Here is a 21,761-nt window from a genome sequence, read left to right as displayed (position 1 = left end):
AGGACGGGCGATGACAAAGCGACACGTGTCCCTGCCCGACGGTGCGGAGGCCGGGGTCCGAGGGTTCATCGACGAGGTGGACGATCGGCTCTCCTCGGACGAGGACACCTGCGAGGTCGTGCGAGACACGCTGATCGATCTCCACGGCGACCGCGAGCGGTGGGAGGCGTGGCGAGACGGCGAGTCGGTCTCGAAGGCCGAACGCGTCCGTCTGCAAGGGTACGATCCGTGTAACGCGACGCTCGAATCGGAGTACTACGCCGAGAAAGACGAGGGCCGCTTCCAGCAGTCGAAGTACCTCCAGTGGCTCTGGCGGCAGTTCGACGCGACGCCGATGGCCGACAACGTCGAGTTCGCGCTCCGGTTCCGGCAGATGCTCGGCAACCACCTGTTCGCCGAGTGCGGCGACGGCTGTCGCTTTTTCAAGGGGATCTCCGTCACCTACGGCCACAACATCGAGGTCGGCGACAACGTCGTGATCCACGACGACGTCCACCTCGACGACCGCGGGAAGCTCACGATCGGCGACCGCGCGTCGATCTCCGACGGCGTCCACCTCTACAGCCACGACCACGACCTCGTCGACCAGACCGAGGTTCGGAACTTCCACACGATCGTCGAGGACGACGCCCGCGTCACCTACGACGCGATGGTCAGAGCGGGCTGTCGGGTCGGCGAGAACAGCGTCGTCGGCGCGCGCTCTGTGGTGCAGGGCGACGTGCCCGACCACCACGTCGTCGTCGGCTCGCCGGCGCGCAGCGTCCGGGTGAAGCCGGGGTGGGAAGAGACCGCAGAGGAACTGGAAGACGGGCGGCTCCCCGACAACCAAGACGACCGCGAGATCGAGTACGACCTGCCCGACGACCTCGACGTGTTCGACGAGTTCCAGCGGGAGTTGCGCCCGCCGGGGCCGAAACAGTAGGTGGGAGACGCCGGCGTCTCAACCGGACCCGTGCGCGTCTCACGGGCGTCGCCGTGAGGACGTTGTCCGTGGTGTGTGGTGTCACTCGCCAGTACCGTTATCTGCTCGTAGCGCGTACCGCAACGTGGTGATAGACACATGACAGGAGCTCGGATACTGATGATCGTCGGCGACTTCGGGGAAGACTACGAGATCATGGTGCCGTTTCAGGCGCTTCAGGCGGTCGGCCACGAGGTCCACGCGGTCTGTCCGGAGAAGGGGGCGGACGACAGCGTCAAGACCGCGATCCACGACTTCCGCGGCGACCAGACGTACCTGGAAGAGCGCGGCCACGACTTCGCGCTCACACACGGGTTCGACGAGGTCGACCCGGCCGACTACGACGCCCTCGTCGTCCCCGGCGGACGCGCGCCGGAGTACCTCCGCGGCTACGAGGCGGTGCTCGACGCGGTGCGCCACTTCTTCGAGGCCGACAAGCCGGTCGCGGCGGTCTGTCACGGGCCGCAGATCCTCGCGGCCGCCGGCGTCCTCGACGGCTACGAGATGACGGCGTATCCGGCGGTACGGGCCGAGGTTGAGGCCGCCGGCTGCTCGTGGGTCGACGAGGTGACCACGGACGGCAACCTCGTCACCGCACAGGCGTGGCCCGACCACCCCGAGTGGATCGCGGCGTTCCTCGACCTCCTCGGCACGGAGATCGACCACGGCGCGGCGGCGGCAACCGCGGACTGACGCCGCGGCCGCGGGTCAGATCGGTCCCGCAGCCCCGAGCCGCTCGCCACCCCGATTTATGATGCGTGCTACCGTTGATCGAGGTATGACCGAAACTGACGAAGACGACGCGGCGAATCCGACCGGGGCGGCCGAAAAGGGAGGCGACTCACCCTCGCGGCTCGGTCGGGTGCTCCTCGGGATCGGTCTCGCCGCGCAGGCGTCAGAGGACTTCCGCGACATGGACGACACGATCGAGTACGCCGAGTCCGCCGGGGTTCCGCTCCCGGAGGTCGCCGCGCCGCTCGCCTCGGGGACGATGGTCGCCGCCGGCGTCGGCGTCGCGCTCTGGCGGCTCCCGCGGATCGCGACCGGTGCGGCCGTTACGTTCCTCGTCGGTGTGACCGCGACGATGCACGACTTCTGGAACGCCGACGAGGACGACAAAAGCGGCGAGCGGCTCGCCTTCTTCGGCAACCTCGCGATGCTCGGCGGGGCGCTGGTGTTCCTGCGGGAGGCGTATAAGTAGGCGATCACCTCGACCGCGCGGTGACCCGCCCTCAGAGGTCGCCCGCGTCGAGCGGGTCTTCGAGCTGGCCCATCACCGCCTCAAGGGCGTCGGTCGCGGTCACCAGTCCGACGACCTCGCCGTCCCGAATCACGAGCGCGAGCTCCTGTCCTTCCGCCTGAAACTGGTCGAACGCGTCGCTGACGCTCGTCTCCGCCGCGATCGTCATCGGCGGTGCCGAGATCTCGGCGAACGTCAGGTCGCCCGTCCGGAGGTCCTCGAAGTGACTCACGATCGACGGCGCGTACACGATCCCCTCGAACTCGGTGAGATCGCTCCCGACGAGCGGGAACCGGCTGTGTGGCGTGTCGCGGATCCGGTCGAGGTTCTCCGTCGGGGACGCCTCGGTCGACAGCGCGACGACCTCGTCGGCCGGGGTCAGGACCTCCGCCACCGCGACCTCGTCGACGTCGAGCGCGTTCAGGACCTCCTCGCGGCGCTCCGCCGGGAGGTCGACCTCCTCCATCATCGATCCGAGGCGGCTTCGCAACTGCGCGCGCGATTCGACGACGTCCTCTTCGGCGTCGGTCCACGCGCCGGTCATCTCGACGCCGAACAGCCGGAGCGTCGCCTTCGCCACCCAGTCGCCGACCTTGATGAGCGGCGAGATGAGCCACGCGAACCAGTACAGCGGCCGCGCGCCGTACTCGGCGACCTGTTTCGAGCGTTCGACGCCGAGGTACGTCGGCGTCTGCTCACCGTGGGTGAGGTGGACCATGTTGATGAGAAAGAAGGCCAGAAGCGAGCCCGCCCCGGCGGACGCGAGCGCGGTGTTCTCGAACACGGGTGAGAAGAGCGCCGCGAGCCCCGGCTCCGCGACGATACCGAGCGCGATCGACGTCCCGGATATCCACACCTGACAGGTCGTGAGATAGAACTCCAAGTCGTCGGTCATCTCCCAGGCCCGCCGTAACCCCGGCGTGTCGATCTCCGATTCGGGGTACTGCCTGAGCCGGGTCAGCCCGAACTCGACGGCGACGAAGTAGGCGTTGATCAGGATGAGGGCGGCACCGGCGAGCACGCGGAGACCGATCTCGACGGGGGGCATGGCTGCGAGCGGGATCATCGTCTCACCGTCCCTGCGCGCGACTGAAAAGCGTTGAGGACCCGCCCGTCGGGGTCGCTTCCGTCGCTCATCGGTGAGCGCGCTACTCGTAGTCCTCGTACGTCGGCAGCCCCTCGTCGGGCGGGAACTCCTCGACCGGAACGGTCGTCTCGTCGCCGCTTTCCATGTCTTTCACCGTGTATTCGCCGTTCTCTAAGTCCCGTTCGCCGACGACCACGACCGTCTCGGCGTTGATCGAGTCGGCGTAGCCGAGCTGTGCGCCGAACGAGCGGCCGGAGACGTCCTCTTCGACCACCACGTCGTCGTCGATCGCGCGAAGATCGCGGGCGAGCGCGGCCGCTTCGGCTCGCGTGTCGCCGACGGAGAGGACGTAATAATCGGTGGTCAGCTCCTCGTCGGGCCAGACGCCGGCGCGCTGACAGAGCAGTTTGAGAGTGGCGTGACCGGGCGCGACGCCCACCGCGGGCGTGGGCTGGCCGCCGAAGCTCTCGATCAGGTCGTCGTAGCGCCCGCCACCGAAGACGGACCGGGACACCTCGCCGGTCGAGTCGAAGCACTCGAAGACGACCCCGGTGTAGTAGTCGAGCCCGCGGGCGGTCGTGAGCGAGACGTCACAGAACTCGCCGGCGCCGAAGTCGTCGGCGGCGGCGAGCACGTTGCGGAGGTTCGAGACGGCGGCCTCGACGTCCGCGCCGCCGGCCTCGGCGACCGCGTCGAGGTCTGCCGGGGCGTCCACGTCCGAGATGAGGTCGTCGAACTCGCGGGCGGTCGCGCGGTCGAGCCCGGCGTCCGAGAGCAGGCCGAGGTACTCGCCGTCGTCGACCTTGGCGCGCTTGTCGACGGCGCGGATCGCGGCCGCCGTGTCGACGTCCTCGGGGTCGGCGGCGAGCGCCCGAACGAGCCCGCCGAGGATGTCGCGGTGAGAGACGCGGAACTCGAAGTCGTCGGCGGTGAGGCCGAGATCGGTCAGGGCGTCCGCGGCGACGGCGAGCACCTCGGCGTCAGCCTCCGGGGCGGACGACCCGAACACGTCGATGTTCGTCTGGTAGAACTCGCGGAACCGCCCCTGCTGGACCTGCTCGTAGCGCCAGAACGGGCGAGTCGACACCCACTTGATCGGTTTCGACAGCTCTTGGCCCTTCGCGACGACCATTCGGGCGACGGTGGGCGTGAGTTCGGGCGTCATCGCGACGCCGCGACCGCCCTTGTCTTCGAAGGCGTACAGCTCCTCGACTATCTCCTCGCCCGACTTGTCGACGTACATGTCGGTCCGTTCGAGCGCGGGCGTCGCGATCTCGCGGAACCCGTGGCGGCTCGCGGCGTCTTCGATCGCGTCGGTCACCGCCCGACGAGCGGACTGCTCGCCCGGGTAGAAGTCGCGAAATCCTTTCAGACCGTCGTGCATGAACGCGAGTTCGGCGACCGACCGCTTGAAAGCATCCTTTCGCGGCGTGGTCGCGCGGCGTCGAGAAGTCGTCGCGTGGCGGCCCGGGGCCTACGCACGCACACCGCTCGCCCGGTTCAGTCGTCGTCGGTCGCCGCCGCGGGCTTCCGGCGGTCGTCTCGCGGCCCGGCGATCTCGACGGCGGGCAGCATGTCGCGGAGGTACCGCCCGGTGTGGGAGTCGTCGTCGCGGGCGACCTCCTCGGGAGTGCCGCCCGCGACCAGCTCCCCTCCGCCCTCGCCGCCCTCGGGACCGAGGTCGATCACGCGGTCGGCGTTCTTCACGAGATCGAGTTCGTGTTCGATGACGACGACCGTGTTGCCGCGGTCGACGAGGCGGTGGAGCACGTCGATCAGCTTCCGCTCGTCCTCCTTGTGGAGCCCCGTGGTCGGCTCGTCGAGCAGGTACAGCGTGTCGCCCGTCGCGCGCTTGCCGAGTTCCTCGGCGAGTTTGACGCGCTGGGCCTCCCCGCCCGAGAGCGTCGTGGAGGGCTGACCGAGCTCCATGTAATCGAGCCCGACGTCTTTCAGCAGCTTCAGCCGCCGGCTGAGCCCCTGGTGACTCTCGAAGAAGTCGTACGCCTCCTCGACGCTCATGTCGAGCACGTCGGCTATCGTCTTCCCCTTGTACTCGACGTCGAGCGTCTCGTCGTTGTACCGAGCGCCGCCGCACTCCTCACAGGGGACGTACACGTCCGAGAGGAAGTTCATCTCGATCTTGACGGTGCCCTGCCCGCCGCACTCCTCACAGCGGCCGCCCTTCACGTTGAAGGAGAACCGGCCCTTCTCGTAGCCGCGGCGCTTCGCCAGCTTGGTCTCCGCGAACAGCTCGCGGACGTGGTCGAACACGTCGGTGTACGTCGCGGGGTTCGAGCGCGGCGTCCGCCCGATCGGCGACTGGTCGATGAGCCGCACCGTCTCGATCTCGTCTATCCCCTCGATCGCGTCGTGCTCGCCCGGGTCGACGCTCGTGTTGTCGTTCATCTCGCGGGCGAGCCCCTTGTAGATGATGTCGTTGACGAGCGTCGACTTCCCGGAGCCGGAGACGCCGGTGACTGCGGTGAGCGTGCCGAGCGGGACCGCCACGTCGAGGTCCGCGAGGTTGTGCTGGCGCGCGCCGCGGACGACGAGTTCGCCGTCCGGGTCGCGTCGCTCGTCGGGCACGGGGATCGATTTTCGACCGGCGAGGTAATCGGCCGTGACCGACTCGTCGGCGTCGACGACCTCGTCGAAGTCGCCCTGCGCGACGATCTCGCCGCCGCGTTTTCCCGGTCCGGGGCCCATGTCGATGATCTCGTCGGCCCGGCGCATCGTCTCCTCGTCGTGTTCGACGACGATCAGGGTGTTCCCCAGGTCGCGCAGGCCGGTGAGCGTGTCGAGCAGCCGGTCGTTGTCGCGCTGATGGAGCCCGATCGAGGGCTCGTCGAGCACGTACAACACTCCGACGAGCCCCGACCCCACCTGCGTCGCGAGCCGGATCCGCTGGCTCTCGCCGCCGGACAGCGTCGAGGCCTCGCGGTCGAGCGTGAGGTACTCCAGTCCGACCTCCTCCATGAAGCCGAGCCGCGCGCGGATCTCTTTCAGGATCTCCTCGGCGATCTTCGTGTCGCGCTCGCCGAGCTTCGCCTCCAGTCCCTCGAAGTGCTCGCGGGCGTCGGCGATCGACATGCGGTTCACCTCGGTGATCGGCGTGTCCGCGACGAGGACGTGTCGCGACTGCTCTTTCAGCCGCGTGCCGTCGCACTCCGAGCACGTCGTCACGGCCATGTACTCCTCGATGTGGTCGCGGGCGCGCTCGGAGTCGGTCTCTACGTGGCGGCGTTCCAAGTTTGGGATGACGCCCTCGAACCGCTCGGTCTTCTCTCTGGTGCCGTTCTTCGTGGTCCACTCGAAGTGGACGCGGTCGTCGGTGCCGTAGAGGAACTGCCGCCGGACCGACTCGTCGAGCTCCTCGAAGGGGGTCGAAAGCGAGACGCCGAAGTGGTCGGCGACGTTGTCGAGCTGTCGGGAGTAGTAGGTCCGGTCGTAGCTCCACGGCTCGAAGACGTGTTTGAGGGGTTTCGATGGATCTTCGACGACGAGGCCCTCGTCGACCTCCTTCGTCGAACCGAGTCCCTCACACTCCGGACAGGCACCGTACGGGCTGTTAAAGGAGAACGAGCGCGTCTCGATCGCGGAGAACTGGAACTCGGAGTTGGGGTTGCCGAGCTCCTCGGAGAACTCCACTACGAGCCGGTCGTCGCCGTCGGCGTCCTCGGCGAGCGACCCCGTCGAGCGGGTGTTCGAGGCGAAGGGAACGGCCTCCGGCGGGTCGGGGACGATCAGCTTGAGCGATCCGCCGGCCTCCTCCAGCGCGGTCTCGACGGAGTCCGTGATCCGCGATCGGGCGTCGGGGCTCACCGTCACCCGGTCGACGATCACGTCGATCGTGTGGTCGTAGTTCTGGTCGAGTTCGGGATCGTCGAGCGTCAGGTCCACGGGCTCGCCGTCGACCTCGACGCGGGCGTACCCCTCGCTAACGAGGTCTGCGAACAGGTCCTCGAACGCCCCCTTCTGGTCGCGGACGACCGGCGCGGCGACCTTCGCTCGGGTGCCCTCGGGGAGTTCGAGTATCTGGCGCACCATGTCCTGTGCGGACTGCTCGCCGACTTCCTCGCCCGTGACGGGGTCGTACTGGGTGCCGATTCTGGCGTACAACAGCCGGAGGTAATCGTGCAGTTCGGTGACGGTCCCCACGGTCGAGCGGGGGTTGTTCGCGGCGTTCTTCTGGTCGATGGAGATGGCCGGCGAGAGCCCCTCGACGGACTCCACCTGCGGTTTGTCCATCTGCCCGAGGAAGTTGCGGGCGTACGCCGACAGCGACTCGATGTACCGGCGCTGTCCCTCGGCGTAGACGGTGTCGAACGCGAGCGACGACTTCCCCGAGCCGGAGAGCCCGGTGACGACGGTGAACTCCTCCCGCGGAATCCGGACGTCGAGGTCCGAGAGGTTGTGTTCCTCCGCGCCGCGGACCTCGATGTAGTCCTTGCTCATTTCACCGTCTCTTGCGGTCGCGCGCGGGAATACTCGTCGGTCGCGAAGGGCGTGTCACGGCGCGCGACGCGTCACCGCCCGACGAACTCCGCGGGCGGCGAGAGGTCGCGACGCCCGCCGAGCGTGACGACGAAGAGCACGCCGACCCCGACGCCGTACGCGATCATCAGCGGCACCGTCGCGAGCAGCATCGTGACCACGTCGGCCGGGGTGAACACCGCCGCGACGAGCATGATGCCGATGAGGACCTCGCGCCAGCGCTCGCGGAAGGCGCGGTACGGGATTCCGGCGTTGTTCAGCAGGAGCATCGCGATCGGGATGTCGGCGAGGAAGCCGATCCCGATCGTCGTGTAGATGACGAGCCAGAGGAAGTCGCTCACCTGGTAGGTGATGACCATGTTCGCCAGCTCCGCGTCCGTGACGAGCCATCCGATGAGCCCGGGCGCGATGTACGCGTAGCCGAGCGCGAAGCCGCCGATCATGCCGGCACCGAGCGCGCCGGCCCAGAGGTACACCTGATAGATCCGACCGGCGACGAAGCCGCGCTCTCGCAGCGCGGGCCACGCGTAGTAGAGGAGCACCGGGAACACGGCGATGACCCCGAGCAAGAGGGAGAACTTCACCATGAATATCAGCGCCTCGACGGGGTGGAGCGTGATGATGTTGATCCCCCCCTCTATCTGGGCGGGAACGCGGCGTTCGAGGTCGTTCCGGACCGCCGCGAGCCCGCCGAGGTACAGCCACGTGAACGCGGCCGCCATCACCGCGCTGAAGACGGCGACGAGCCGGAACGAGCGCGACCGAAGCGAGTCGAAGATGAACTTCAGGTCCGTGTAATAGCCGCCGATGTCGTCTTCCGCCTCGTCTTCGTTCCCGTCCGTGAGCTCCGAGAGGAACGTCGTGCTCGCGCGGGAGGTTCGGTCCTGCATCGCGCCCACGAGTCCGTCGTCGCCGGAGCCGCCGGCGCCGCCGCTGCCGCCGGAACCGCCCGCACCGCTGTCTGCGCTTCCGTCGGCTCCCGAGTCCCCGCCGTCCGCGTCGGCGACCGCGTCGTATCGGTCCAGGATCGCCTGCGCCTTCTCGGGGTCGTCGTCGTCCATGGCGGCCTGCGCGAGCCCGAGCGATTCGGCCTCGTCCATCTGCGCGAAGACGTCGTCGGGGGCGGCGCGGACCCCGGCGGCGTCGAGATCGGCGATGTCGACCGCGGTCGGGTCGCCGTACTGGTACCCCGGACTCGTCGTGTCGAGGTCGGCGTAGACGGCCCACAGCGTCGCGACGGCGATCGCCGCGAGCGCCCACGCGGCGGCGTAGATTCCGAGTCCGGTGGCGGGATCGACGCCGAATCCGGTCCCGGGTTCGAGGAACCGCCAGTCGCTGTTCGCCAGCCGGAGGAGCCCGTTCGCGGCCGCGCGTCCGCCGTACTCGTAGAAGGCGTACACGAGGCCGCCGCCGAGGACAGCCGCTCCGCCGACGACGTTCCAGTGGTTCCGGGCCGCGCCGAGCACGTCGATGCGGTCCGAGCTTCGCTGGGCCGTGACGACGAGCTTCGCGAGGTAGAGGCTGAACCCGTACAGCGCCACGAGCGGGAACGCCCACATCAGCTGCGTGAACGGGTCCGGCGGCGAGAAGACGGCACCGAAGACGAAGATGGCGACCACCGCGTAGCGCCACTTGTCGCGGAACGTCTCGTACTGGACGATACCCGAGTAGGAGAGCCCGGTGATGAGGAGGGGCATCTGGCCGGCGAGCCCGAAGGAAAGGGAGAGGAAGACGATGAACTCCGTCCACATCACGATGGAGTACGTGGGCTGGATGCCGGCCTCAAGTCCGAACCCGGCCAGAAACGAGAACATGATCGGGAAGAAGGCGTAGACGCCGTATGCGACGCCGACGCCGAAGAGTCCGAACCCGAGGAGCGCGATGCCGGCGAGCTTCCAGCGCGGGATCGGCGACTGCGGCCACGCGCCCCGAGCGCGAAGTTCGGTGCGCGAGACGTAGACGAGCGCCGGGAGGGCGGTGATCGCGCCGACGATGAGGCCGATCTTCGCCTGCAGCAGGATCACCTCGAACGGGGTCGTCGCGATGACGTCCGCCTCGGCGGCCACCGAGGGAGACATGTTCGATCTGGTGACCGTGTACAGGAACTCCCAGACGAACGTGCGGAGCGCCCAGAACGTCCCGAGGAAGCCGAGGAGGAAGACGACGAACACCTTCTGTAGGTCCTTCTGGATCGACCGAAGGAACGCCTTCGCCGACTCGCGGCCCGCCGCGAGCGACTGCTGGGTATCCTCGTCGAGGGCACTCGCCATACGGGAGTCGAAGTCCGTCGCCGTTATCAACCTTTTCGACCGCGTTCGGGTTCCGCGAGGCCTCGGCGCTCGCGGCTATCCGAAAAGGCCTATAGTCACCCGGTTTCGTAGAGAGAGTGAATGGACGACTCGGACCGGTCGCGCGACGACTCCTCGGCTCCGACGGACGACGCGGTCGGCGACGACGGGACGGCCGACAGCGGCGACACCGCGGCGGATTCCGACGAGGGCGACGAACCCACCACCGACGGCGTCGGGAGCGACGGGGCCACGAGCGACGAGTCCGCGTCTCCGGCCGACGACGCGGCGGAAGACGAGTCCGAGTCCGCCGAGCTGACTCCGCTCGACAGACACGACGGGTCCGCGCGGTGGCAAAACACCGACCCCGTAGACGAGGGGGAGACGAGCGACGACACCGCCGGGAACGACGGCGACAGCGACGCCGAAGATGCCGACAACACAGAAGACGCCGGCGGCGACACCGGCGGGTCGCCGTCCGACGAGGAAGAGATAGGCGGCATCAGCGCCCCGGAGTCGGACCAAGAGATGCCGCTCGCGGACCACATCGAGGAGATGATGCGACGGCTCGCCGTCGTCTTCATCTTCGGGGGGATCGCGACGCTCGTCGTGGTGGCGCAGTCGACGGAGCTTATCAACTACTTCTGGAGCTACCACATCCCCGCGCCGATGGAAAACCGCCCGCGGCTGTACGGCCCGCTCGAACTGCCGCTCACCCGGCTGAAGGTCGCCGGGCTCGCGGGCGTCGTCGTCGGCCTCCCCGCGTTCGTCTACCAGACCTACCGGTTCATGAAGCCGGGACTGTACCCGAACGAGCGGCGGTACTACCTCGCCGCGGTCCCGACGAGCCTCGTGCTCGGCGGCATCGGCATCGCGTTCGCGCACTTCCTCGTGTTGCCCGCGATCTTCTCGTATTTCACCACCTACACCTCCGACGCCGCGACGATCGCCTTCGGGCTCGCGGAGACGTTCAACCTGATCGTCATCATGCTCGCGTTCATGGCGATCGTCTTCCAGATCCCGCTTTTCATCATGCTCGCAATCATGATGAACATCGTCACCCGCCAGTGGCTGGAGGCGAAGCGGCTGATATTCTGGGGATCGTTCCTCGGGATCGCCTTTCTGTTCAGCCCGGACCCGACCGGGATGGCTCCGATCATCGTGACGCTCACCATGATCGTCCTCTTCGAGGGGACGCTCGCGGTCTTACGCTGGACCGGAAACTAGCTCGGCGTGACGGACGCCTGGATCGGCGCGGTGGACGTTCGGATCGAGACCGCGCCCGTTCTCACGTCGCTTCGCGCTCCGGAACCAGGTCGATCCGGTACGTCGCCCCACCGGCCGGGGTCCGGTCGACGGCGACGACGACGAACGACCGCTCGCCGACGTCGATCATGTCACCGGTGGCGAGCGGTCCGGGCGTGCCTCCGGTCTCGCGTCCCTCCACGCGCTCGATGGTCGCGTGCGAGCGGCCGCGAGACCGCTCTGCCGGCTCGTCGCTTCCGTTTCCGTCTGTCTGTCCCGCGTCGTCGCTCCCGTCGTCACGGTGGTCGTCGTCGGAAACCCAGTCGGAGAGCGCCTCGGGCCCGACGCCGATGGCGGCTTCTCCGGACGCTACCGCTCGGGCCCAGAAGGCGTCGCCGGGGGCGAACGGACGCAGCCGCGACGCGAGCTCGGACCGCGTGAGTCGTTGCATGTCCCGATCCTCACAGCCAGAGTAGTTGGGCGTGTCGGGTTTCCTCGAACTCCAAGACGGTCTCTTCGTCGACGAGCCCGGCCTCGACCGCGACGGCGACGGACTCGGTGCCGACGATGTTCGCGACCTGCGCGCGGTGGAGACCGGCGACGACCGCCTCCGCGTCCGCCTCGACGGCGTCGTCGCCGCCGTAGAACTCCTCGCTCACGGTGAGCGTCACCGGTCCGTCCTCGTACGTCTCGCCGAGGCAGTCGGGGTCACAGACGGAGACGAGCGTCCCCTTCGGGGTCTCGCGCTCGCGGAGGAGCATTCAGAAGCCCTCTGGTCCCTCGCCCTGTAGCTCGCGCTCCGGCTGCTCGTCGCCTCGACCGCCGGAGCCTCGGCCGCCGCGGCCGCCAGCGCCGCCGCGACCGCCAGCGCCGCCCGGCCCCGGTGCCTGCCCGGTCTGTTCGTCGATAAGCTGCTCTTCGGTCTCCTGACGCAGCTCGTCGGCACGGTCTGCGACCTCCTCCGCCTGCTCGTGGTCGCCCGCCTCCTCCAGCGCGCGGGCCTTCTCCTCTAACACGTCGGCGTTGCGGTAGCCGAGGCGGATCGCGTTGTCGAAACAACTCACGGCGTCCTCCGCGAGCCCGCGCTCGACGAGCAGGAACCCCCGGTTGTACCACGCCTCGGCGAACCGGGGATCGGTCTCGACCGCGCGCTCGGCGTGTTCGAGCGCCTGCTCGCCGCGGCCGGACTCCCAGAGCGCGTACGCGAGGTTGGTCTCGGCGGTCGCGGCGTGCTCGGAGCTGTCGTCGATCCGCAGCGCCTCCTCGTACGCGCCGATCGCCTGGTCGAACTCCTCTAACTCGGCGTGGGCCGCCCCCTTGTTCACCCACGCCTCCTGCGCGTCGAGGGAGTCCTCCTCGGCGAACTGCGCCGCGCGCTCGAACGTCTCCGTGGCCTCCTCGAAGCGGTTGATCCCCATGTACGAGAGCCCGACGTCGACGAGCTGTTCGACGTCGACCTCGTCGCTCCCGACGTTCCGTCGGTCGAGGATATCCGTGAGAACCCGCGAGTCGACGGGGTCGACCGTGGTGGGGTCGGCGTCGAGCTCTTCCGGGTCGAGGGTGAACTCCTCGTAGTCGGCGTCGACGCCCTGCCCCGCGGAGAACTCGTGGCGGTCGTCGTCGCGTTCGTCGGTCATATGGCCGCGTTTGGCGGTCACGACGCGTAAGGGTTGCGTCAGCGACCGGCGAGCGCGCCGTCACGGCGGGTCGTGCTGTCGAGGCGGTCTCAGAACACGCCGGGACCGCCCTCGCCGCCGATCTGTCGCCGACCGCTGATGACGCTCGGCGTGCCGCCCGTCTGGATGATGTTGAACGCGGTCATCAGGTCGGACCGTGAGATGATCCCGACGAGTCGCCCCTGCGTGTCGATGACGGGGAGCCGACCGACGCCGTGTTGCTGCATCGTCTGGAGCGCGGTCACCGCGTCGGCCCCCGGCCCGACCGCGACCACGTCCGTCGCCATCACGTCGTCGACGCGGTAGGCGTCGCGCTCGACCTCGCGGATCGAGCGCGCGTCTTCGAGCGTCACCATCCCGACGAGGTCGTCGCCGTGGATGACGGGGTAGCCGGTGTGACGCTCCTCGAACATCCGGCTCATCAGGTCGGCGACGGAGGTGTCCGGCGTCACCGTGTGGAGGTCCTCGCGGCGGGTCATCACGTCGGCGACGGTGACGTCCTCGAAGGCGGCCTTCAGCGTCGTCTGCTGGGCCTCGCCCGAGGCCGCCATGTAGATGAAGAAGGCCAACACGATGAGCAGAAGCTGGAACGTGAACAGGCCGAAGAGACCCATGAAGAAGGCGAACATCTTGCCGATGGCGGCCGCGCGCTGGGTCGCTTGTGCGTGCGGCTGGCTCCGAGCCAAGAGCGCCCGGAGCACCCGTCCGCCGTCCATCGGGAACGCCGGGAGCATGTTGAACCCCGCGAGGACGACGTTCAACAGCGCGAGGTAGCCGAACACGAACAGGACGGCGTTCGCGCCGGCCGGCGCGAGCACGAACACGCCGTAGCAGGCGGCGCCGACCGCGACGCTCACCACGGGGCCGGCGACCGCGATCCAGAACTCGTGTTTCCAGTCTTCGGGGAACTCCGCGAAGTTGGCGAGCCCGCCGAGCAGCCACAGCGTGATCGACTCGATCTCGTAGCCGTACCGCATCGCGACGATGGAGTGGCCGAACTCGTGGAGGAGGACGCCGACGAACAGTCCGAGCGCGGCCGCGAGTCCGAGCGCCCATGGGGTGATCCCACTCCCGATCGCGGCCGGGTCGATACCCGCCCCGAGCGCGTCGTTCATCACGCCCGCTATCATTCCCACCTGCGACCCGATGAGATAGGCGAAAAGGGGAAGCACGATGAGAAACGTCCAGTTGAGCCTGACCGGGATGCCGAGAGCGGTCCCGACTTTGATTCCACGCATACGCTCGGATTGGGTTGGTGGCCGCTTAAACACCCGGGCGTGGCCGTTCGAGGTGGCGTTCGGGAGATCGCGGCTCCGAGACGCCTACCGGGCCGCCGCGATCCCGCCCGCCACGATTTATGTCCTCGCGCCGCCGAGGACCCGGTATGAGCGAAACTGACACGCCGGCCGTCGACGGGGCGGTGCTGAAGCGGACGGACGCGGTCGACGCCGAGACGGTCGACGCCGCGGAGGGACTGACGAAGCGCGTCCTCCTCGACGAGTCGGACGGCGCGCCGCACTTCGCGATGCGGCGGTTCGAGCTGGCGGCCGGCGCGGCGGTCCCGCGCCACACGAACGAGATCGAACACGAGCAGTACGTGCTCTCGGGCGAGTACGTCGTCGGGATCGGCGACCGAGAGCACGCGGTGAACCCCGGCGACGCGTTGCTCATCCCGGCGGGCGTCGAACACTGGTACAGAAACGAGGGCGACGAGCCGGGGTCGTTCATCTGCGTCGTGCCGAACGGCGACGACGCGATCGAACTGGTCGAGTAGTTACTCCAGCGTGCCGACCCGATCGGCGACGTAGCCGAACTGGTCGCGGTAGCCGTACGGCGATAAGAGCACGGGGTAGAAGGGTTCCGCGGCGCGGAGCGGCTCGCCGTCGGCGGCCGCGAACCGGTCTCCCGCCTCGACGCGCTCGAAGTTGCGCGCGAACACCTCGTACTCCTCGGCGGCCGGCTTCGGGATGCGGTCGCGCAGGCGGAACACCGCCACGTCCTCGCGCCCGCCGGCGTCGAGCACGTCTTCCGCCCCCGGCGCTGGGAGCGCTCCGGTCGCGGCGAGGAACGCCCGGGTCAGCCAGTAGGCGTTGTCGGCGGCGCTCTCGGAGCCCTGAAGCCCCGCCTCGACTTCGATTGTGTGCGGGTGCTCGATGAGCCGACCCTCGGTGAACGCGTCCGTCTGGATGACGGCGTCGACCGGGAGGTGCGGCGCGGTCGCGCGAGCGACCTCGTCCATCGAGTCGATCACGGCGAACGGTTCCGGGTACGACTGCGTCGAGTGGATCGCGAGCGTGGTACACCCCTCGACCGCGTCGAGCAGGTCGGCCGCGAGCCGATCTTCGTGCGCGTCGGAGGCGGGATCGCCCGGGAACACCCTGTTGAGGTCGACGTCGAGGTAGCGGACGCCGGCGTCGAGCGCCGGCTCGTTGGCGACGATCAGCCGCACCGGTCGCTCGACGTCGGGGTCGGCGTCGAGGAGTCGTCGGATCGCGCGGGCACCGCAGGGCTCGTCGCCGTGGATCGCGCCGACGACCGCGACCTCCGGCTCGCCCTCGCCCAGTTCGTAGACGTCCATGAACGGACCACGTCGTCCGGCGGTAAGTGGCGTTCGGATCGCGGTCGGACCGAGGACGCACCTGACGCCGCCGCACCGACGACGGACTCAGTGCGTCTCGTCGATCCGGTCGGCGTACTCGTAGTCCGCCGGGTACGCTTCTGGTCGGGCACCGTCGAGCGGGATCTTCCACCCGTCGATCACGGCGGGGTCGTCGAGCGCGCGAGAGAGCGTCGAGCGCACCTCGTCGACGTCGACGCCGTAGAAGTCGCCCGGGAGGCCATCGAGGTACTGCAGGGCGGTCTCGAACAGCGACCGCATGCCGGCGTCGTTCTCGAAGTCGGCGCGCTTGTGCGCGCCCGCGGCGACCTGGACCATCCCGTGGAGGAACGCGGACTCCGCGGTGCCGCTCCCGTAGTTGTACCACTCGTCTTCGAAGCAGTCGTGCGCCTCGTGGAACTCGCCGGCGTTGAACAGCCGGACGCCGTGCTCCGTCGCCCGCCGGAGCGTCGCGTGCTCCCAGTAGCCGCTCGCGACCCGCGCGTCGTCGGCGTCGCCGTCGCGGTCCGCGTCGGCCGGCGGGAGCGCGTCCCGCTCCGGCGCGTGCCACCCGGTCGGGTTCCCGAGCGGCGGCGCGACGCCGGGATCGCGGGTGTGATCGTCCATGTGGCGACCTCTCGCGCGCAGCGACCTAATCGTTTCGCGGGCGTCTGCGATCCGTTTCCGTCTGCCGATACCCGGGGAACACTTTACGATCCGGTCCGTAGGACCGCGCATGGAGCCCGCAGAGGAGCCGGCGTTGGGGGACACCGAGGCGGGCGGAGTCGGCGAATCGGCCGGCACTACGGACCGCACCGGCGACACCCACCGCACCGATTCCGCCGAGCGCGACGAGCGCAGCGAGGCGATCGACGCCGCCGAGTCGATCGTCCACGCGCTCGGCGACGGGGCGTACGTGCTCGACGCGGACCGGAACCGCGTGTTCGTCAACGACCGGCTCCGCGAGGTGACGGAGTTCTCCGAGGCGGTTCTCCACGGGTCCCACCCGGAGCGGGTCGTCGACGAGGGGTACTGGGACCCGGAGACGGGCGAGCGCTACCGGGAGGCGGTCGAGCGCGTGCTCGCCGGCGACGCGGCAGACGAGCGCGTCCAGCTCACGACGACGCTCGCCGACGGGTCGAGCGTGACGACGGAGACGCGGCTCACCCCGATCGAGCGCGCCGACGAGGTCGTCGGCGTCGTGGGCGTCATCCGCGACGTCACGGAGCGCGTCGAGCGCGAGCGGGAACTGGAGCGGCTCAACGACCGACTCGAACGGCTCGCCGGCTTCCTCTCGCACGACCTCCGGAACCCGCTCGGGATCGCGCAGGGGTACCTCGATCTGGCGCGGGAGACTGGCGACCTCGACCGGCTCGATCCGGCGGACGAGGCGCTCGACCGGATCGAGGCGCTGATCGACGACGCGCTCGTGATGGCCCGCGATCCCCAGGCGATCGGCATCGACGCCGGACCGGTCGACCTCGGCGACCTCGCGACCGACTGCTGGAAGTCCGGCGACTTCGGCGAGCCGGCCGCGGCCGCCGAGCTGGTCGTCGAGGACGCAGAGCCGGTCCGGGGCGACGCAGACCTCCTCAGGCGGGCGGTCGGGAACCTGATCGGGAACGCGATCGACCACGCCGGCGACGCGCCGACGGTCCGCGTCGGAGTCGATGACCGCGGAATCTACGTCGCCGACGACGGACCGGGGCTCGACGACGTCGACGACGGCGTTGAGGAGCTGACCGAGTTCGGCGTCTCGAACGACGGTGGCACCGGCATCGGGCTGGCGATAGTCGAGCGCGTCGCGGCCGCGCACGGCTGGGAACTGGACGTCGGCGAGTCGGCGTCGGGCGGCTTCCGGGCGACGCTTATCGGTGCGGAACCGACGAGATAAAGGGCACTGCCGGAGTAGGACCGGCCGCGTGCGAGGGTAGCCAAGCCCGGAAACGGCGGCGGACTCAAGATCCGCTCCTGTAGAGGTCCGTGGGTTCAAATCCCTCCCCTCGCATCGCCGGGGTCCACACCCCGTGATGCGGAAGACGCTCTCGGAGCGCTCTTCCCTCGCAAAATTCACTTCGAACGCTGATGCGACGGGAGCCGCACGCTCGTCTCGCCGTGCAGCGATACCCATTACCGGCCGGAGCCGCTAGCCGGGGCATGGCCTCGGAGTCCTGTGACGTCTGCGAGCGGTCCGTCAGGATCGCCGGCGGTATCGGCGACCTGTGGAACTTCGCGTTCGAGTCGACGCAGGGACTCACCCTCGAACTCACCGACGGCTCCGAGTTCTTCCTCTGTTTCGACTGCATGGAACGGCTGCCGGACGACCGCGAGCCGACCGCCGCGGACGTGGCCGACCTCCGCGAGCGGACCGATCCCGTCGAGGAGGACGGGAACTCCTTCTGGCACTGGGGGTGAGCGGGGGCGTCGGAGGGTCGGCTACAGTTCGCCTTTCGTGCTCGGCGTGTCGCTCCGCCGCTCGTCGATCCGCGTCGCGTCGTCGAGCGCGCGCGCTAACGCCTTGAACAGCGCCTCGACCTCGTGGTGAGCGTTGTCGCCCGATTCGATCTCGGCGTGAAGCGTGAGTCCGGCGTTGTGCGCCAGAGAGAGCGCGACGTGGTTGGCCATGACGCTCGTGAACTCGCCTATCTGCTCCTGTGAGAACTCGCCCGAGAAGTCGTAGTACGGGCGGCCGGCGACGTCGACCACGACGCTCGCGACCGCCTCGTCGAGCGGGACCCGCCGGTCGGCGTACCGCCGGATCCCGCGTTTGTCGCCGAGCGCCTCGTCGAACGCCTCGCCCAGACAGATCGCCACGTCCTCGACGGTGTGGTGGTCGTCGATCTCCAGGTCGCCGTCGCAGTCGACGGTCAGGTCGAAGAGGCCGTGTTTCGCGAACGATTCGAGCATGTGGTCGTAGAAGCCGACCCCGGTCGAGACCTCGCTGTCGCCGTCGCCGTCGATAGCGAGGGTGAGGTCGATCGTCGTCTCGGCCGTCTCGCGGGAGACCGCCGCGACGCGGTCGTGTTCGCTCATACCCGACCGTCGGCGGGAGTCGTTAAGGGGATTGCGGGTGGCGGAGTGTCGCTCGGGGGAGGAGGCGACAGGACCGCGGACGAGGCGACCGACGGTGGATATATCACTGCGCCGAGAGTAGCTTCGAACCGTATGGCCGGATCCGACGCGCCGGAGGCGCTCGCCGACGTGATCGACGCCGACACAGGGGAGGGCGAACTCGAACGGACGATCGGGCTCGTCGGGGGGCTCGCGATCGGCGTCGGGACGATGATCGGGGCGGGAATATTCGTGTTTCCGGGGCTCGCGGCCGAGAACGCCGGTCCCGCGGCCGCGCTCTCCTTCGCGATCGGCGCGGTCGTCGCGCTGCTCGTGGCGTTACCGGCGTCGGAACTCGCCACGGCGATGCCGAGAAGCGGCGGCGGGTACTTCTTCATCTCCCGCGGGCTCGGGACCGCCCCCGGCGCGGTCGTCGGGATCGGGCTCTGGCTCGGGCTCGTGTTCGCCTCCGCGTTCTACCTCGTCGGGCTCGGCAGCTACGCCGGACAGGTGTTCCTCGAAGCGGGGATCGCGCTCCCGGTCGACCCCGCGATCCCCCTCGGCGTCGCGTTCGGCGTCGGGCTCACGGTCCTGAGCCTCTTCGGAACGGAGAACACCGCCTCGCTGCAGAACGCGATCGTCATCTCGCTTCTGGTCATCCTCACGCTGTTTTTGAGCTACGGCTCCCTCGACGCGCTCGGCGTGTTCGGGGCAGAGCGCGTGCCGGAGCGGTTCTTCCCGCCCGGTGGGCTGCTCTCAGTCCTCCAGACGGCGGCGCTCGTATTCACGTCGTACCTCGGGTTCGCGCAGGTCGCGACCGTCGCGGGCGACATCACGGATCCGAGCCGGAACCTGCCGCTGGCGATGGTCGGGTCCGTGCTCCTCGTCGGCGTCTTCTACGTCGTCACGATATTCGTCGCCACGAGCGCGTTCGGCAGCGCCCGTCTCGGCGAGTTCGGCGAGATCGCGATGGTCGAGGTCGCCCGCTCGTTCGTCGGATTTCCCGGAGCGCTCGCGATCGTCGTCGCCGGGCTGTTGGCGACGTTCTCCAGCGCGAACGCCTCGATACTCAGCGCCTCCCGCGCGGTGTACGCGGTGAGCCGCGACGGAATCATCCCCGAGGCGGCGAGCCGGCTCAACCTCCGATACGGCACGCCGCACGTCGCGCTCGGGCTCGCCGGCGGCCCGATCGTCGTCCTGGCGGCGACGGGACAGGTGGAGCTGCTCGCGGAGGTCGCCTCGTTCCTCCATCTGGTGATGTACGGGCTGATCTGCGTCGGACTGATACAGCTCCGGCGGGAGAGTCCGTCGTGGTACGACCCGTCGTTCCGCTGTCCGGCCGGGCTCGCGGTCGCCGGCGTCGGCGCGCTCGCGAGCTTCGCGCTCATCGCGTTCATGCGCCCCGCGTCGATCGGCGTCGGGGTCGCCGTCATGATCGCGGCGTACGGCTGGTACCGCTACTACGCGACCGACGTCGAACTCAAGGGTGACTTCTGAAATGACCGAGACACCGACGGACGACAGGGAACCGACCGAGACAGGAGCCGACTCCGAGGCCGGCGGCGAGTCCGAGGGTCGCCCCTCGGTGCTCGTTCCGATCGAGGTGTTAGAGGGCGAGTCGCTTCCGAGCGGCACGTCCGCACTGCTCGCGAACGCCCACGTCGTGCTCTGCGGCTACCACGTGATACCCGAACAGACCGCGGCCGAGCAGGCGCGCGAGCAGTTCGGCGAGACGGCGATGTCGAAGCTCGACGAGTTCGCCGGCGCGCTCGCCGCGGGCGGGGCCGACGTCGAGACACGACTCGTGTTTACACACGACAAGGACACCACGATCGACCGGCTCATCTACGAGCACGACTGTCTCGCGGTCTTGGTTCCGAACAGCACGGAGCGCGTGGAGTCGGTGCTCGTCGCGCTCCGCGGCACGGTCGGCGTCGGGCGGAACACGCGACTCGTCGCCGGGCTGTTCGCCGACGCGGACGTGGACGTGACGCTGTATCACGCCCTCAACGAGGGCGAGTCGCCCGAAGACGGCGAGTCGTTCCTGAGCGGAGTACGGTCGGACCTCGTCGAGCGCGGCGTCGACCCCGAGGCGCTCGAAACGGTCGTCGAGGACGCCGACGTTCCGATCGACACCATCGCGGACCGGGCGGCGTCACACGACGCGGTGGTGATGGGCGAGACCGATCCCTCGGTCACGACGTTCGTGTTCGGGATGCCGTCCGAGCAGGTCGCAGATCGGTTCCTCGGGCCCGTGCTCGTCGTGCAGCGCGCGCGCCCCGAGGAGTGAGACGGGAGGTGTCGGAGAGCGAGATCAGACCCCGTCCGCTGCCGCCTGCGCCTCTCGCAGCGTGAACGTTCCCTCGTAGAGCGCGGTGCCGACGACGACCGCGGCCGCGCCGGCCTCCTTCAGGGCGACCACGTCGTCGGTCGTCGCGACTCCGCCCGAGGCGACGACCGGGACGTCGACCGCCTCGACGACGCGTTCGACCGCGGCCCGATCGATCCCCGCCAGCTGTCCCTCGACGTCGACGTTCGTGAACAGGATCGCGCCCGCGCCGAGGTCCGCGTAGCGACTCGCGGCCTCGGCCGGATCGAGGCCGGTCCCCTCGGTCCACCCCGAGACGACGACCTCGCCGTCTTTCGCGTCGAGGCTGACGACGACGCTGTCGGGGTGGGTCTCGTCGATCGCGGCGACTATCTCCGGCGACTCGACGGCCGCGGTACCCAAGATCACGCGGTCGAGCCCCAGATCGAGGAGGTCGCGCGCGCCCTCGGCGGTGCGGATGCCCCCGCCGAGCTGAAGTCCCACGTCCCCGGGAACCGCCTCGACGACCGCCTCGATCGCGTCGGCGTTGACGCGCTCGCCCTCGAACGCGCCGTCGAGGTCGACGAGGTGGAGCGTCTCGGCCCCCGCGTCGATCCAGCGCTCTGCGGCCTCCACGGGGTCGCCGTAGCGTTTGCCCGTGCCGCGCTCGCCGCCGACCAACTGGACGACCTCGCCGTCTTGCACGTCGACCGCGGGGATGACCTCGAACTCGGGGAAGTGAGTCATACGGGAGCGAAGTGGCGGGCGGCGATTAAAGCGGTCGGTCTCGCGGGTCGGACAGGCGCAGACTCGCG

The 21,761-nt window shown here is 69.1% G+C and carries 21 protein-coding genes and 1 tRNA gene; 10 read left to right on the top strand and 12 right to left on the bottom strand.

What is annotated here, in order from left to right:
* The first annotated feature begins 10 nt into the window (after nucleotides 1-10).
* The 3 genes from NO930_RS01130 (at nucleotide 11) to NO930_RS01120 (ending at nucleotide 2,162) form a co-directional block, all read left to right on the top strand.
* Nucleotides 11-922, top strand: coding sequence for an acyltransferase (locus NO930_RS01130; RefSeq protein ID WP_137782784.1), 912 nt, complete (start codon nucleotides 11-13; stop codon nucleotides 920-922).
* 138 nt (nucleotides 923-1,060) lie between these two features.
* Entirely contained in the window at nucleotides 1,061-1,654 is a 594-nt protein-coding gene (locus tag NO930_RS01125; protein ID WP_137782785.1) for a DJ-1/PfpI family protein, read from the top strand.
* An 85-nt stretch (nucleotides 1,655-1,739) separates the two neighbouring features.
* Nucleotides 1,740-2,162: a DoxX family protein gene (locus tag NO930_RS01120; RefSeq protein WP_256402216.1), complete on the top strand. Its 423-nt coding sequence runs from the start codon at nucleotides 1,740-1,742 to the stop codon at nucleotides 2,160-2,162.
* 31 nt (nucleotides 2,163-2,193) lie between these two features.
* Here the strand turns inward: NO930_RS01120 and NO930_RS01115 are convergent, their stop codons facing one another.
* The 4 genes from NO930_RS01115 to NO930_RS01100 form a co-directional block, all read right to left on the bottom strand.
* Nucleotides 2,194-3,267: a CNNM domain-containing protein gene (locus tag NO930_RS01115; RefSeq protein WP_256402215.1), complete on the bottom strand. Its 1,074-nt coding sequence runs from the start codon at nucleotides 3,265-3,267 to the stop codon at nucleotides 2,194-2,196.
* Nucleotides 3,268-3,349: 82 nt separating this feature from the next.
* The gene (gene hisS / locus NO930_RS01110; protein ID WP_256402214.1) at nucleotides 3,350-4,672 is read right to left on the bottom strand and encodes a histidine--tRNA ligase; all 1,323 of its coding nucleotides are present in this window, start codon (nucleotides 4,670-4,672) and stop codon (nucleotides 3,350-3,352) included.
* 116 nt (nucleotides 4,673-4,788) lie between these two features.
* Complete coding sequence (gene uvrA / locus NO930_RS01105) at nucleotides 4,789-7,743, bottom strand: excinuclease ABC subunit UvrA (RefSeq protein WP_256402213.1); 2,955 nt, start codon at nucleotides 7,741-7,743, stop codon at nucleotides 4,789-4,791.
* Between the two features lie 71 nt (nucleotides 7,744-7,814).
* Nucleotides 7,815-10,052, bottom strand: a complete 2,238-nt coding sequence (locus NO930_RS01100; RefSeq protein WP_256402212.1) for a twin-arginine translocase subunit TatC — start codon at nucleotides 10,050-10,052, stop codon at nucleotides 7,815-7,817.
* Nucleotides 10,053-10,172: 120 nt separating this feature from the next.
* Between NO930_RS01100 and tatC the strand changes: the two genes are divergently transcribed.
* A complete protein-coding gene (tatC, locus tag NO930_RS01095; RefSeq protein WP_137783428.1) occupies nucleotides 10,173-11,297 on the top strand; it encodes a twin-arginine translocase subunit TatC in 1,125 nt (374 codons plus the stop codon).
* Between the two features lie 61 nt (nucleotides 11,298-11,358).
* Here the strand turns inward: tatC and NO930_RS01090 are convergent, their stop codons facing one another.
* The 4 genes from NO930_RS01090 to NO930_RS01075 all read right to left on the bottom strand — a co-directional run bounded on the left by NO930_RS01090 (nucleotide 11,359) and on the right by NO930_RS01075 (nucleotide 14,229).
* Nucleotides 11,359-11,766, bottom strand: coding sequence for a hypothetical protein (locus NO930_RS01090; protein WP_256402211.1), 408 nt, complete (start codon nucleotides 11,764-11,766; stop codon nucleotides 11,359-11,361).
* Between the two features lie 10 nt (nucleotides 11,767-11,776).
* Nucleotides 11,777-12,076 carry a DUF424 domain-containing protein gene (locus NO930_RS01085; RefSeq protein ID WP_137783426.1) on the bottom strand — a complete coding sequence of 100 codons (300 nt, stop codon included), beginning with the start codon at nucleotides 12,074-12,076 and terminating at the stop codon, nucleotides 11,777-11,779.
* Nucleotides 12,077-12,952: a tetratricopeptide repeat protein gene (locus tag NO930_RS01080; RefSeq protein ID WP_137783425.1), complete on the bottom strand. Its 876-nt coding sequence runs from the start codon at nucleotides 12,950-12,952 to the stop codon at nucleotides 12,077-12,079.
* Between the two features lie 89 nt (nucleotides 12,953-13,041).
* Complete coding sequence (locus tag NO930_RS01075; protein WP_137783424.1) at nucleotides 13,042-14,229, bottom strand: CBS domain-containing protein; 1,188 nt, start codon at nucleotides 14,227-14,229, stop codon at nucleotides 13,042-13,044.
* 146 nt (nucleotides 14,230-14,375) lie between these two features.
* Here NO930_RS01075 and NO930_RS01070 point away from each other — a divergent pair, with 146 nt between their 5' ends.
* A complete protein-coding gene (locus NO930_RS01070) occupies nucleotides 14,376-14,765 on the top strand; it encodes a cupin domain-containing protein (protein WP_256402210.1) in 390 nt (129 codons plus the stop codon).
* Here the strand turns inward: NO930_RS01070 and NO930_RS01065 are convergent, their stop codons facing one another.
* Both NO930_RS01065 and NO930_RS01060 read right to left on the bottom strand, forming a co-directional pair.
* Entirely contained in the window at nucleotides 14,766-15,569 is an 804-nt protein-coding gene (locus tag NO930_RS01065) for a M14 family metallopeptidase (protein WP_256402209.1), read from the bottom strand.
* Between the two features lie 87 nt (nucleotides 15,570-15,656).
* The gene (locus tag NO930_RS01060; protein WP_256402208.1) at nucleotides 15,657-16,214 is read right to left on the bottom strand and encodes a DUF309 domain-containing protein; all 558 of its coding nucleotides are present in this window, start codon (nucleotides 16,212-16,214) and stop codon (nucleotides 15,657-15,659) included.
* A 109-nt stretch (nucleotides 16,215-16,323) separates the two neighbouring features.
* Between NO930_RS01060 and NO930_RS01055 the strand changes: the two genes are divergently transcribed.
* The 3 genes from NO930_RS01055 to NO930_RS01045 all read left to right on the top strand — a co-directional run bounded on the left by NO930_RS01055 (nucleotide 16,324) and on the right by NO930_RS01045 (nucleotide 18,002).
* Nucleotides 16,324-17,481 (top strand): PAS domain-containing sensor histidine kinase, encoded by a 1,158-nt coding sequence (locus NO930_RS01055; RefSeq protein ID WP_256402207.1) that lies wholly within the window; start codon nucleotides 16,324-16,326, stop codon nucleotides 17,479-17,481.
* A gap of 30 nt (nucleotides 17,482-17,511) precedes the next feature.
* Nucleotides 17,512-17,595, top strand: a tRNA-Leu gene (locus NO930_RS01050).
* Between the two features lie 149 nt (nucleotides 17,596-17,744).
* On the top strand, nucleotides 17,745-18,002 hold the full coding sequence (locus NO930_RS01045; protein WP_137784547.1) for a DUF7561 family protein: 258 nt from the start codon (nucleotides 17,745-17,747) through the stop codon (nucleotides 18,000-18,002).
* Between the two features lie 21 nt (nucleotides 18,003-18,023).
* Here the strand turns inward: NO930_RS01045 and hisB are convergent, their stop codons facing one another.
* Entirely contained in the window at nucleotides 18,024-18,620 is a 597-nt protein-coding gene (gene hisB, locus NO930_RS01040) for an imidazoleglycerol-phosphate dehydratase HisB (RefSeq protein ID WP_256402206.1), read from the bottom strand.
* A 132-nt stretch (nucleotides 18,621-18,752) separates the two neighbouring features.
* Here hisB and NO930_RS01035 point away from each other — a divergent pair, with 132 nt between their 5' ends.
* Together NO930_RS01035 and NO930_RS01030 are read left to right on the top strand one after the other, a co-directional pair.
* Nucleotides 18,753-20,135 carry an APC family permease gene (locus NO930_RS01035; protein WP_256402205.1) on the top strand — a complete coding sequence of 461 codons (1,383 nt, stop codon included), beginning with the start codon at nucleotides 18,753-18,755 and terminating at the stop codon, nucleotides 20,133-20,135.
* Nucleotide 20,136: 1 nt separating this feature from the next.
* Entirely contained in the window at nucleotides 20,137-20,928 is a 792-nt protein-coding gene (locus NO930_RS01030) for a universal stress protein (RefSeq protein ID WP_256402204.1), read from the top strand.
* A gap of 24 nt (nucleotides 20,929-20,952) precedes the next feature.
* Here the strand turns inward: NO930_RS01030 and hisA are convergent, their stop codons facing one another.
* Nucleotides 20,953-21,693, bottom strand: a complete 741-nt coding sequence (gene hisA / locus NO930_RS01025) for a 1-(5-phosphoribosyl)-5-[(5-phosphoribosylamino)methylideneamino]imidazole-4-carboxamide isomerase (protein WP_256402203.1) — start codon at nucleotides 21,691-21,693, stop codon at nucleotides 20,953-20,955.
* Nucleotides 21,694-21,761 lie beyond the last annotated feature (68 nt).

This window comes from Halorubrum salinum (genome assembly GCF_024494575.1).
GTDB lineage: Archaea > Halobacteriota > Halobacteria > Halobacteriales > Haloferacaceae > Halorubrum > Halorubrum salinum.
Note: the sequence above shows the minus strand (reverse complement) of the source record. Positions and strands in the feature narration are given on the sequence as shown.

Coding starts and splice junctions, on each gene's coding strand:
- NO930_RS01130 (WP_137782784.1), top strand. CDS start 11: ATGACAAAGCGACACGTGTCCCTGCCCGACGGTGCGGAGGCCGGGGTC.
- NO930_RS01125 (WP_137782785.1), top strand. CDS start 1,061: ATGACAGGAGCTCGGATACTGATGATCGTCGGCGACTTCGGGGAAGAC.
- NO930_RS01120 (WP_256402216.1), top strand. CDS start 1,740: ATGACCGAAACTGACGAAGACGACGCGGCGAATCCGACCGGGGCGGCC.
- NO930_RS01115 (WP_256402215.1), bottom strand. CDS start 3,267: ATGATCCCGCTCGCAGCCATGCCCCCCGTCGAGATCGGTCTCCGCGTG.
- hisS (WP_256402214.1), bottom strand. CDS start 4,672: ATGCACGACGGTCTGAAAGGATTTCGCGACTTCTACCCGGGCGAGCAG.
- uvrA (WP_256402213.1), bottom strand. CDS start 7,743: ATGAGCAAGGACTACATCGAGGTCCGCGGCGCGGAGGAACACAACCTC.
- NO930_RS01100 (WP_256402212.1), bottom strand. CDS start 10,052: ATGGCGAGTGCCCTCGACGAGGATACCCAGCAGTCGCTCGCGGCGGGC.
- tatC (WP_137783428.1), top strand. CDS start 10,173: ATGGACGACTCGGACCGGTCGCGCGACGACTCCTCGGCTCCGACGGAC.
- NO930_RS01090 (WP_256402211.1), bottom strand. CDS start 11,766: ATGCAACGACTCACGCGGTCCGAGCTCGCGTCGCGGCTGCGTCCGTTC.
- NO930_RS01085 (WP_137783426.1), bottom strand. CDS start 12,076: ATGCTCCTCCGCGAGCGCGAGACCCCGAAGGGGACGCTCGTCTCCGTC.
- NO930_RS01080 (WP_137783425.1), bottom strand. CDS start 12,952: ATGACCGACGAACGCGACGACGACCGCCACGAGTTCTCCGCGGGGCAG.
- NO930_RS01075 (WP_137783424.1), bottom strand. CDS start 14,229: ATGCGTGGAATCAAAGTCGGGACCGCTCTCGGCATCCCGGTCAGGCTC.
- NO930_RS01070 (WP_256402210.1), top strand. CDS start 14,376: ATGAGCGAAACTGACACGCCGGCCGTCGACGGGGCGGTGCTGAAGCGG.
- NO930_RS01065 (WP_256402209.1), bottom strand. CDS start 15,569: ATGGACGTCTACGAACTGGGCGAGGGCGAGCCGGAGGTCGCGGTCGTC.
- NO930_RS01060 (WP_256402208.1), bottom strand. CDS start 16,214: ATGGACGATCACACCCGCGATCCCGGCGTCGCGCCGCCGCTCGGGAAC.
- NO930_RS01055 (WP_256402207.1), top strand. CDS start 16,324: ATGGAGCCCGCAGAGGAGCCGGCGTTGGGGGACACCGAGGCGGGCGGA.
- NO930_RS01045 (WP_137784547.1), top strand. CDS start 17,745: ATGGCCTCGGAGTCCTGTGACGTCTGCGAGCGGTCCGTCAGGATCGCC.
- hisB (WP_256402206.1), bottom strand. CDS start 18,620: ATGAGCGAACACGACCGCGTCGCGGCGGTCTCCCGCGAGACGGCCGAG.
- NO930_RS01035 (WP_256402205.1), top strand. CDS start 18,753: ATGGCCGGATCCGACGCGCCGGAGGCGCTCGCCGACGTGATCGACGCC.
- NO930_RS01030 (WP_256402204.1), top strand. CDS start 20,137: ATGACCGAGACACCGACGGACGACAGGGAACCGACCGAGACAGGAGCC.
- hisA (WP_256402203.1), bottom strand. CDS start 21,693: ATGACTCACTTCCCCGAGTTCGAGGTCATCCCCGCGGTCGACGTGCAA.